Below are 11309 nucleotides of genomic sequence, written 5' to 3' on the forward strand. Positions count from 1 at the left end.
TTTTTTAGACTGTCTTTCAAAACTTAGAGTGCAAAATTACGCCTTTTCCATCACAAAAGCAAAGGAATCGCCGTTTTTCTCCTCAAGTGTTTCATTTCATTAGGATTTCCGTCAATTCTTTCATACCTTCCGAACCGCCTTTCTGTATCTGCTTGACACGCTCTCCGGCGTTGATAGGATTCGGGTCAATGAGGTAGATTGGAACAGACGGACGCACATAGTGCAATAATCCTGCAGCAGGATAGACATTGAGCGAAGTGCCTATGACAATGAAAATATCTGCTTGCTGAGCCTCTTCGGCAGCCACTGTGATATTGGGAACTGCCTCGCCAAAGAACACGATAAAGGGCCTCAGCAGCGAACCGTCACCCGCCTTTGTACCAGGAGCCACCTCACAATTATCAGGTGTCAATTCTATCTGATACCTCGGATCGTCAACATCACGACTGGAGCACACCTTCATCAGTTCGCCATGCAGGTGAATCACTTTCGACGAACCAGCCTGTTCGTGCAGGTTGTCCACATTCTGTGTCACCACTGTCACATCGTATTTTTCTTCAAGGGCCGCAACCAGCTTGTGACCCTCATTGGGTTTCACTCCCCAGCATTTCTTGCGAAGCATGTTGTAAAAGTTCGTCACCAGCGTAGGATCGGCTTCCCATCCTTCATGAGTGGCAACCTGCTGCACAGGATATTCCTCCCAAAGGCCATCGGCATCACGGAAAGTTTTCAACCCGCTCTCCACCGACATTCCGGCACCCGTCAAAACAACGATTTTCTTTTTCATTTGGCTTGTTTTTTTCAACAATAAACTATTAAATCTCCACAAAAATAATATATTTTAGCGAAATAACAATGGTTGAATGCAAAAATATGCGTAACTTTGCGCGATTTTAATTATATAATAAGGAGAAAGCATGGACAAACTGAGCTATGCCCTTGGATTGGGCATCGGACAGCAGCTGGCACAGATGGGTGCTGGCAGTGATTTGAACGTAGATGATTTTGCACAGTCTATCAAGGATGTGCTGGCAGGTAACGAGCTGAAAGTTTCTCATCGTGAGGCCCAGCAACTGGTGCAAGACTATTTTGCCAAGAAAGAAGAAAAGATGAACGCTGAGCGTGCCGAGAAAGGCAAGGCTGCCAAGGCTGAAGGCGAGAAATACCTGGCTGAGAATGCTAAGAAAGATGGTGTTATCACCCTTCCCAGCGGACTTCAATATCAAGTAATTAAGGAAGGTAACGGCAAGAAGCCCAGCGCCAAGGATTCTGTGAAGTGCCACTATGAGGGTTTCCTTATCGACGGTACCGTATTCGACAGCAGCGTACAGCGTGGTGAGCCCGCAGTCTTTGGTCTGCAGCAGGTGATTGCCGGTTGGACTGAAGGATTGCAGTTGATGCAGGAAGGCGCTAAGTATCGTTTCTTCATTCCCTACCGTCTTGCTTATGGCGAAGGTGGTGCCGGACAAATGATTCCTCCCTTTGCAACCCTTATCTTCGATGTTGAACTGATTGAAGTTGTTTAAACTAATTGAAGTCGTATAATCAATAAAATACAAAAAACAAATGAAAAAATCAATGATTTTGGCCGCTATGGCCATTGCTGCCACCACGATTACTTCGTGCGACGGCGGTACTCCTACTGCTGATCTGAAAAGCGATGTTGACTCTGTAAGCTATGCTATCGGTATGGCTCAGACTCAGGGTCTGAAGGATTATCTCGTTATGCAACTCGGTGTTGATACCACCTACATGGGCGAGTTCATCAAGGGTCTTAATGATGGTGCCAATGCTGGCGACAACAAGAAGAAGGCTGCCTACTATGCTGGTATCCAGATTGGTCAGCAGGTTGCCAACCAGATGGTGAAGGGCATCAACTACCAGCTCTTCGGTGACGACTCTACCCAGACCATCTCTATGAAGAACTTCATGGCTGGTTTCATCACCGGTACCACTGGCAAGAAAGGTCTTATGACTATGGACGAGGCCAACGAGAACGCTCAGCGCCTGATGCAGCAGATTAAGACTCGTGAAACAGCCAAGGCTTACGGTCCTAACAAAGAGGCTGGCGAGAAGTTCCTGGCCGAGAATGCCAAGAAGGAAGGTGTGATAACACTGCCCAGCGGTCTGCAGTACAAGGTTATCAAGGAAGGCAACGGTAAGATTCCTACTGATACCGCTACTGTAGTAATGCACTACGAGGGCCGTCTGATCAACGACTCTGTTTTCGACAGTTCTTACAAGCGCAACCAGCCTTACACCGTTCGTTGCAATCAGAACATCAAGGGCTTCACCGAGGCTCTCACCCACATGCCTGCCGGTTCTGTTTGGGAGGTTTACATCCCTCAGGAACTTGCTTACGGCGAGCGTCAGGCCGGTGCTCTTATCAAGCCTTTTTCTGCTTTGATTTTCAAGATCGAGTTGCTCGAGGTGAAGTAATCATTAGCACAGAACTATTTTGAAAAGATATTTTCTCAACATGAAGAAGATACTATTCATAGCACTCGCTTTACTGGCGAGTGCTTCTTTTGGCACCGTAGATGCTAAAAAGAAAAAGGACAAGAAGCAGACTGCCGTTGTGGCTCCTGCCGAACTGAAGAACGGCAGCGACTCTCTGAGCTATGCCGCCGGTATGTCTATCACCAATGGTCTTATTCCCTACCTCGTTCAGCAGCAGGGTGTCGATACAGCCTATATGGCCGACTTCGTGGCTGGTTTCAAGGAGGCTATTGCCGCTGCCAATGATGCTCGTCAGAAGGCTCGCATGGCCGGTATAGACATTGCCTCTCAGATCACTCAGCGCATGCTGCCTGGCATGGAAAAGGAATTCACCGACACTCCCGACAGCATTCTGCACGACCTGTTCTTCCGCGGTTTCAGCGATGCATTGCTGGGCGATACCGCCACTATGAAGCAGGAGGACGCCGAGGAACTGTTCCGCGTAAAACAGCAGACCAACAAGGCTGCCAAGGATGAGAAGCTCTACGGTTCCAACCGTGAGGCTGGTCGTAAGTTCCTGGCCGAGAACAAACTGAAAGAGGGCGTTATCACCACTCCTTCCGGCTTGCAGTATAAAGTGCTGACCAAGGGCGAGGGTGCCGTTCCACAGCGCACCGACAAGGTGAAGGTTCACTATGAGGGCCGCCTGGTTGATGGTACCGTGTTTGATGCCTCAGCCAAACACGGCAGCGAACCTGCCTCATTCCGTGCCGATCAGGTTATCAAGGGTTGGACCGAAGCGCTGACCATGATGCCCGTAGGTTCAAAATGGCAACTCTACATCCCTTACGAACTTGCCTATGGCGAGCGTAACATGGGAAATATCAAACCTTATTCTGCACTGATATTCGACGTAGAGCTGGTTGATATTGAAAAATAAATCTACATTACTCTCGAAAACTGAGTAAATGTATATAGCACAAGTAATGGACTCACCCAAAAGAGTCCATTACTTTTCTTTTTCAGAACATTTTGCGACATTTTCCTCTACTTTTTGTCACAAATTGTTGGAAGTTTCGATTAAATTATGTAATTTTGCTATCAGAAATGCATTAATATCAGACATTTAACATGGAAAAAATTGACAACCTTGACAAAAAGATACTGAGTATCTTGTCAAAGAATGCACGTATGCCCTTCAAAGACGTAGCAGCAGAGTGCAATGTTTCGCGAGCCGCTATTCATCAGCGTGTACAGCGCCTCATCGACAACGATGTCATCACTGGCAGCGGCTTTGACGTAAACCCCAAGTCGTTGGGTTACAGCACTTGCACCTATGTAGGCATCAATCTGGAGCGCGGTTCCATGTACAAAGAAGTGGTAAAGCGCCTGGAGCACATCCCCGAGGTTGTAGAATGTCACTTCACCACGGGTCCATACACAATGATGGTGAAGCTCTATGCGCGCGACAACGAGCAACTGATGCACCTTCTGAATGGACAATTGCAAGAAATTCCCGGTGTCGTAGCTACCGAAACGCTCATCTCGCTCGAACAGAGCATCAAACGCGAGATACCCGTACATTTTAACGAGACCGACGAAGCTTAATTATGAACTCATTCAATATAGATAAAAAGCTGTCGGCCATCTACTCCGACAGCTTTTTTAATAAAAACAAAGCGAGTCGTCCTGTTATCGGCATCACCGGCAACTATGGCGAACAGACTTGTAAACTTGGAGAAGGATACTATAAAAAAGTTGTTGAGGCAGGAGGCACTCCCTTTATCATTCCTCCCACCAACAACGAAGAAGAATTACTAAGCATCCTTGACCACATTGATGGTTTACTGCTCAGCGGTGGTGCTGACATCAATCCGTTGTTCTGTGGAGAAGAACCTTCACCCAAACTTGGTTCTATCAACGCCGAGCGTGACAGTTTTGAACTGCTGCTCACCCGCCTGGCCTATAACCGTCAGATGCCTATTCTTGGCATTTGCAGAGGCATCCAGACACTCGCCATTGCACTGGGCGGAAAAATTGCACAGGATATCTATGAAGCAGACGCCAAAGAAGCAGAGCCCCGACTCCTGAAACACTCTCAAGAGGCCGACCGCTCTGTTCCCACCCACACGGTTACCATCAACAAAGACTCCAACCTGTATTCATCCATTTATGAAACGGAACAGATAGCCGTCAACTCATTCCACCATCAGGCTGTGAGCAATCCAGGCGAACACCTTTGGGTAGTGGCTCAGGCCAAAGATGGCATTGTTGAAGCTGTTGAGAGCAACGAGGGAAAACCTGTTATCGGTGTGCAATGGCATCCTGAGTGCCTGAAAGAAGAGGGCAAGACCGTATTCACATGGTTGATAGGAGAAGCCGCCCTCTATAGGCGCGTATTGGATATCCACCAAAAAGTCTTCACGCTCGACTCTCACTGCGACACCCCGATGTTCTTCTCACAGGGAGTGAACTTCATCACACGCGATGAGAAGCTGAAGGTTGACCTGCCCAAGATGACAGAAGGCCACCTCGATGCCACCGTCATGGTGAGCTATCTGCCCCAGCCCAAACCGGGGGAGAAGTTCCAGGACATCGTACCTTTCAAAGTGGAAGGACCGAAAGCCTATGCCGACCTTATCTTCGACAAGATCGAGAAGATTGTTGACAGCAACAGCGATTATATTGCCATTGCCCGCAACACCAACGACCTGCTTCTCAACAAAGCAGCAAACAAGAAGAGTATTCTGCTGGGAATAGAAAACGGACTGGCTCTTGAAGGTAACATCAAGAACCTGAACCATTTCCAGAAACGCGGTGTTGTCTATATCACCCTTTGTCACAACGGCGATAATGATATCTGCGACTCAGCCCGCGGCTCTCAGACACATGGCGGTGTGAGCGAGTTTGGCGCCCAAGTCATCAGGCAAATGAACGAACTGGGCATTATCGTTGACCTCAGTCATGCTGCTGAAAAGAGTTTCTACGATGCACTTGAAATATCAAAGAAACCAATCATCTGCAGTCATTCATCGGCCCGTGCCCTTTGCAACCATCCACGCAATCTGACCGACGATCAGATGCGTGCTTTGGCTCAAAAAGGCGGTGTCTGTCAGATAACCCTTTACAACGGATTCCTGAAGGAGAACGGAAGGGCTACCATCTATGATGCCATAGACCATCTGAAGCATGCCATCAGTCTTATGGGTATCGACCATGTCGGACTGGGTACCGACTTCGATGGCGACGGTGGTATCTGCGGTCTTGATGATGCCAGCGAGTTGGTTCTCTTCACCCGCCAGCTCCTACTCAACGACTACAGTCTTGCAGACATAGAGAAAATCTGGGGCGGAAACTTTATGAGAATCATGAACGAAATTCAGAATTAATCATACTGTTCAGAACAGCCAACGCACCTGAACATCCAGATCGGTCATCGACGAGCCGGCAATTTCCTGCAAACCGCTCCCGATGACCGATCTGTCGTTATAATGGGTATAGCCGCATTTGGCATCTATCTGCAGCGATGCGCCTATCTTTGCACGGCCCACCAACAGTGCACGGTAGCCACAACCGAAATACACAGGGAAAGAAAACTCATGGGGCAATTGGCGCTCATAGGCATAGATACGACTGTCGTAGGAGTCGGTATTGAAATAGGCTATCGCCGTCCCCACTTGCCACCAGTCTTGCTTCCATCCCACATTTCCACTCACCATATATCCTTGGTCTATCTGCTCATTCACAGCCCTCACCCCATCGGCTTGAGCCGCAGCTGTCCATCCACCATTGCTGAAGCCCACCACTATGCGCGCACGGTGCTCGTTATGACGCTGAAGGGCTGTCTTCGCCTCATTGTCCAACTGTCGCAGGTGCAGTCGGTAGCGTCCTTTCAATGTCCAGTGCCGGTTGAGTGTATAGATAGCCTCGCCCAGATAGTCTTGAGCCGATGAAGCCTGTGACACTCTGTAGCGTGCCCATGGGAAATAGGCATAGTCAGCATATCCCTGCAACTGCAGCCTGGCCAGCGGTCGCCAAGTAGCTCCCAGATAGAATCCGCTCTCGTTCTGCACGCGTCCGCCTTCGCTGAAGGCATGGCCGAAGAGAGAGGTATAACGATAACTATAGAATCGTTGCACCGCTGTCACGCTCCATCCGTCATGCGACTGGTAGCCAAGTGCGTTCAGGGTGGCCACAGCCCCATTCTGACTGATGGCTGTCTCGCCGTTAAGCATCCATCGGTGGTGCATATAACCATAGTCAACACTTCCGTTCAGAAAGCGGCGCCCCTGGGCATAATAGCGGCAGTAGTTGCTCTTGGTGTCTGGCGAAAGACGCCTGTCAAGCTGAGTATAGACAGAGGTTGCGCCCACGTGGAATCCACCTGTCTTATAGGCCAGACGCCCGCCCACTGCCATCTGCATGGTGTTGTTCTTCTTCTCCATCTCAGTGGGCGTGCGGTGGTAGCCACTGGTCACAATGGTTTTCACCGTGCCGTCATCATTCAGCGTTGCATCAAGAGTCCTGTAGGAAGCAAAAGCCGTCAGTTTCAGCTTTTTGGCCAGCGACAGCGTGGCGGCCGCTCCTTGAAAATAATCGGCTTGCGAACGCGAGGCATGAGCCCTGATCACATTCTGGGAACGACCTGAGTTCTGCAGCACGGTCATTTTCCCTAATGAGAAACTGTTGTTCAACACCAGTCCCATACCGGCCGACAACTTATACTTCCCCACTACGGCATTATCTACTCGTCCAAGTTTCCGAATCTGCAGATAGTAGGAATAGGCATCATAGCCCCATTTGTTCTGGTTTGAGAAAAACGGTTCACCAGCATCCTGTGCGCCCACCACTCCCAGTTTCACATAGTCGCCATAATGAAACTGATAGCGCAGCCAGTGACGATACTTATAACCTAAATAGCCGTTCGTATCGCCTTTCCTGTCATAAAAAGGCATACGAACGGCTGTCGTAATCTCTTGTTTACCGTTGGAGAGTATCTGTCTTAATTTAGGAAAGTACTGTTCCTCTTTCTGTTCTCCTATATATATAAAATAAGGTAGCAGCATCACCTGCCTGTAGTCCAGCGAACGGACCGCCCTCAACTCACCCATCGACCTTACCGGTCCGTAATGGTCACGATATTCTATCAAGTCCATCACCTGCTGGGCCGAGAGAAACGGCAAGCGTTCCAATTCCTCGCGCGTAGCACTGTTCAGGTCTATAGGCTGCTCACTCAGTTCGTTCAGCAGGACATAGTCTTCCTCAGCAGTGGCCTGCTCTTCATCGTCAGCAATATCCATTGTTTCCTGCCATACTTGCTGCCAAGACTGTTTTCCATCGTCTGTCCGGGTTTGCTGAGCCGATACTGTGCCAACAGTCAGCAGAAAGAATAGCAGAATACGGTTCACGAATAGTTCTCCCCGTATTTTATCGTTATCTCATTCACATATTTGCGAATGAGTGCCGATGAGTCCTCCTTCGGACAAATCAGCAGCACATCGCCCTGTTCAGCTATGATATAGCCCTCCAGACCGTTTATCACGCCTACATGTCCCTTCGGCAAACAAACAATATTGTTGCGGCAGTTCTCCATCATCACCTCCGAATCGAGCACCACGTTCTCGCCTTCTGCCTTCTGCACATGCTCGTAGAGAGAATGCCAGGTACCGATGTCGGCCCATCCGAAGTCGCACTTCATCACATACACATTCTCCGTCATCTCCAGTGCCGCCTTGTCCATCGACAGGTTCGGGTACGACGGGAAATGTTCCAGCACCCACTGAGCCTCTTCCTCCAGCGAGTAGTTCCCTTTCAGCTCGGCAAAGCGATAGGGCATATCAGGAGTCACTTCCAGGCACCATTTGCGCAGGTTCGTCACATTGGTCAGGAACATACCCGTGTTCCACATAAACTCGCCGCTCTCCATAAACACCTTGGCAAACTGGCGGTCAGGTTTCTCAGTGAACGACTGCACCTTACTGATACCATTTGCCAGTGTCGATTCACCTATCTGAATATATCCATAACCGGGCTCCGGCCGAGTAGGACGCACGCCCATCGTCAGCATAATATCATTATCGGCAACGTAATTCAGTCCCTCCAATATATTCCGCATAAAAGCATCCTCGTTCATCACAAGCTGATCGGCAGGAGTCACCAGAATACGTGCCGAACCGCTCTCGCGATGAATACGTCGGCCAGCCCATGCCACTGCCGGCATTGTGTTGCGGTTCACCGGTTCACACAGAATATGCTCACTCGGAATCTCGGGCAACTGTTCTTGCAACAGTGTGCGATATTCCAAACTGGTGACCACATATATTTGATTGACAGGGATGAAGGCCGACACGCGGTCGAAGGTCTGTTGCAGCAGCGAGCGTCCCGTTCCAAAGAAGTCCATAAATTGCTTTGGTTTTTCCATTCTGCTCGACGGCCACAATCGGCGTCCTCGTCCGCCAGCCAGTATCACACAATAGTTCAAGGAAACATTATCTGTATGGTTTGCAGTAGAGTTCAAGAGTTGTTCCATAATTCCAGATTTATAGTTAAACACTTTTCCATTCAGTATTAGTTATTTGTTTCATGGCACTAAATTACATAATAAACCTGAAATAGCCAAGTAATTTTGTAATTTTTAGGAGAATCTTTTGTTAATTCAAAAAAACTTCTTACCTTTGCACCGCTTTAAGAGCCCAGATGGCGGAATCGGTAGACGCGCTGGTCTCAAACACCAGTGGGGCAACCCGTCCCGGTTCGACCCCGGGTCTGGGTACAAGGCTCAAAAAGCAATCCCTTGCAAGTCTGATGCTTGCAAGGGATTTTTTTGTTATCAAAATGGAAGTGATAGTCACCCATGTCCGGATCATCTATCACGATGCTGCCAGTATCGGGCTGAAACTTGAAATTGCGGATGCTGTCAAGTTCTATGTCCTTCATCACATCTGGGAACATACGCTTGATAAAGTCGGCACGGACACGTCCCGTATAGTCTTTGTCGGTTGCCATCATAGATACAAAAACAGGCTGAAGCACAATTTTGTACCTCAACCTGTTTTTTTGTTCTTCTGTACTTACTTCACCATCACCTTGCGCACCGTTCCGTCGCTCATGCGGATGATGTTCAGACCTCGACGGGCGGCTGGGAGCTGCTGGCCGTTAAAGGAATAGTTGACGGCAGGCGTTGCCGCTTCACGCTTTGCCGTTGTGATAGAGGTGGTTTTTTCTATCTTCTGAAACAGTTTCCATCCATTGGTATTTCTGTAAAGCTCTTCACTACCTTCTGGCACATACAGCGTGGTAGTGGTATAGATGTAATAGGGCGGTAAGTCCCCTTTATTTATTAAAAAAACACTTTCACTAATATAGCAAGGATTCTCCATGTGTGCGGTGACACTCTTCAGGCTTCTGCAATTAAAGAACGCTTGATAACCGATAATGGTCACGCTATTGGGTATGGTGACGCTCGTCAGGCTGCTACAGCCTAAGAACGCATCGTCGCCGATACTGGTCACACTGTTGCCGATGGTGATGCTCGTCAGACCGCTGCAGTTAAAGAATGCTTCCATGCCGATGCTGGTCACACTATCGGGGATGGTGATGCTCGTCAGGCGGTAGCATCCTTTGAACACCCTTGGTTCGATGCTGGTTAGGCTGTTGGGGATGGTGACACTTGTCAGTCCGTCGCAGTAAGAGAACGCACCGATGCCGATGCTGGTCACACTGTTGGGGATGGTGATGCTCGTCAGACCACTGCATTCTGTGAACGCATAGTCGCGGATGCTGGTCACGCTGTTGGGGATGGTGACACTTGTCAGTCCTTCGCAGTAAGAGAACGCACCGATGCCGATGCTGGTCACGTTGTTGGGGATGATACTGTTTTTGCAACCAAGGAGGAGCTCGTTATCTGCAGTTTTAATAATAGCATTACAATTGTCGCGTGAGTCATAGACAGTATTTCCGCTTTCTACAATCATTGATTCAAGGCTGCTACAGCCTGCGAACGCACTCTTACCGATGCTGGTCACGCTGTTAGGAATGGTGATGGAGGTTAGGCCGGAGCAATACCAGAAAGCCCGTTCGCCGATGCTGGTCACGCTGTTGGGGATGGTGATGGAGGTTAGGCCGGAGCATCCAGAGAAAGCCCGTTCGCCGATGCTGGTCACACTATAAGTCTGACCAGAATAAGTAATGGATTCTGGGATGGTTTTATTGCCAGAATAGCTGTTATAATCATAATCTTTATACGTCACTTCCGCAGTCATTTTCTCATTGTTCAGATTGTAGTAGATGCCATCAACCTCACAGTCGTAGGCAAAAGCAGTTGTTCCTACCATACACATCATTAGGAGCAACATAGTTTTCAGATAAAGTTGTTTCATAAATTGGTAAATAAAAAAAGGACGGAACTGCTCTGTTGCTTTTCCTTCCTGTAGGCTACCGCCAAGTGGCCTTTTACGTAGAAAAGGGAGAACAATTCACGCCCTAACAGCGTGAACTCTTCATCACTTGTTCTTACGTAAATGATTTGGCGGTATTTACAGGAAAAGAACAAGGACTTGAAGTCCAAGTTATATCAAAAAGTCTTTCTGAGAGCAGAAACGTCGGGTTAAACTTGTAATTACTTGTTTTCGGGTACTAAGGCTGAGCCGATAGTACCTTTCTCATTTCCCAGAGGTTTCGCTTTAGTCTAATCTTTTCGTTATGTCATAATTCTTGTCTGTTTTAAAAGGTGAAACAATAATTTGAATTAACCTGTTGCAAAAATACAAAAAAATAGGAAACCGAACAAGAATTAGGAAAAAATATTGGCTCATCGAAATGATCATGGGGACAGGTTGTGACCCATGTTTGAAAAAAATTGTAATTCCCGT

The 11309-nt window shown here is 48.3% G+C and carries 9 protein-coding genes and 1 tRNA gene; 6 read left to right on the forward strand and 4 right to left on the reverse strand.

Going from position 1 to position 11309, the window contains the following annotated elements; genetic code table 11:
- Nucleotides 1-91 precede the first annotated feature (91 nt).
- Nucleotides 92-787, reverse strand: coding sequence for a Sir2 family NAD-dependent protein deacetylase (locus L6475_RS13875; protein WP_237821040.1), 696 nt, complete (start codon nucleotides 785-787; stop codon nucleotides 92-94).
- 130 nt (nucleotides 788-917) lie between these two features.
- On the opposite strand from L6475_RS13875, the gene L6475_RS13880 reads away from it, so the two are divergent.
- The 5 genes from L6475_RS13880 to L6475_RS13900 all read left to right on the forward strand — a co-directional run bounded on the left by L6475_RS13880 (nucleotide 918) and on the right by L6475_RS13900 (nucleotide 5828).
- Nucleotides 918-1526, forward strand: coding sequence for an FKBP-type peptidyl-prolyl cis-trans isomerase (locus L6475_RS13880; RefSeq protein ID WP_237821042.1), 609 nt, complete (start codon nucleotides 918-920; stop codon nucleotides 1524-1526).
- Between the two features lie 40 nt (nucleotides 1527-1566).
- Nucleotides 1567-2439, forward strand: a complete 873-nt coding sequence (locus L6475_RS13885; protein WP_237821044.1) for an FKBP-type peptidyl-prolyl cis-trans isomerase N-terminal domain-containing protein — start codon at nucleotides 1567-1569, stop codon at nucleotides 2437-2439.
- A gap of 40 nt (nucleotides 2440-2479) precedes the next feature.
- Nucleotides 2480-3379 carry an FKBP-type peptidyl-prolyl cis-trans isomerase gene (locus L6475_RS13890; RefSeq protein WP_305079891.1) on the forward strand — a complete coding sequence of 300 codons (900 nt, stop codon included), beginning with the start codon at nucleotides 2480-2482 and terminating at the stop codon, nucleotides 3377-3379.
- A gap of 191 nt (nucleotides 3380-3570) precedes the next feature.
- Complete coding sequence (locus L6475_RS13895) at nucleotides 3571-4047, forward strand: Lrp/AsnC family transcriptional regulator (protein ID WP_237821046.1); 477 nt, start codon at nucleotides 3571-3573, stop codon at nucleotides 4045-4047.
- A gap of 2 nt (nucleotides 4048-4049) precedes the next feature.
- The gene (locus tag L6475_RS13900) at nucleotides 4050-5828 is read left to right on the forward strand and encodes a gamma-glutamyl-gamma-aminobutyrate hydrolase family protein (protein ID WP_237821049.1); all 1779 of its coding nucleotides are present in this window, start codon (nucleotides 4050-4052) and stop codon (nucleotides 5826-5828) included.
- A gap of 9 nt (nucleotides 5829-5837) precedes the next feature.
- Here L6475_RS13900 and L6475_RS13905 read toward each other — a convergent pair whose 3' ends face one another.
- Together L6475_RS13905 and L6475_RS13910 are read right to left on the reverse strand one after the other, a co-directional pair.
- On the reverse strand, nucleotides 5838-7847 hold the full coding sequence (locus L6475_RS13905) for a helix-hairpin-helix domain-containing protein (protein ID WP_237821051.1): 2010 nt from the start codon (nucleotides 7845-7847) through the stop codon (nucleotides 5838-5840).
- Nucleotides 7844-8968 (reverse strand): mannose-1-phosphate guanylyltransferase, encoded by a 1125-nt coding sequence (locus L6475_RS13910; protein WP_237821053.1) that lies wholly within the window; start codon nucleotides 8966-8968, stop codon nucleotides 7844-7846. The genes L6475_RS13905 and L6475_RS13910 overlap by 4 nt, the downstream gene beginning before the upstream one ends.
- A gap of 161 nt (nucleotides 8969-9129) precedes the next feature.
- Here L6475_RS13910 and L6475_RS13915 point away from each other — a divergent pair.
- Nucleotides 9130-9211: transfer RNA gene (locus L6475_RS13915), tRNA-Leu, on the forward strand.
- 298 nt (nucleotides 9212-9509) lie between these two features.
- Here the strand turns inward: L6475_RS13915 and L6475_RS13920 are convergent.
- Nucleotides 9510-10817 (reverse strand): leucine-rich repeat domain-containing protein, encoded by a 1308-nt coding sequence (locus L6475_RS13920; RefSeq protein ID WP_237821055.1) that lies wholly within the window; start codon nucleotides 10815-10817, stop codon nucleotides 9510-9512.
- Nucleotides 10818-11309: the final 492 nt, after the last annotated feature.

It is taken from the genome of Prevotella sp. E9-3, assembly GCF_022024015.1.
Taxonomy (GTDB): Bacteria; Bacteroidota; Bacteroidia; order Bacteroidales; family Bacteroidaceae; genus Prevotella.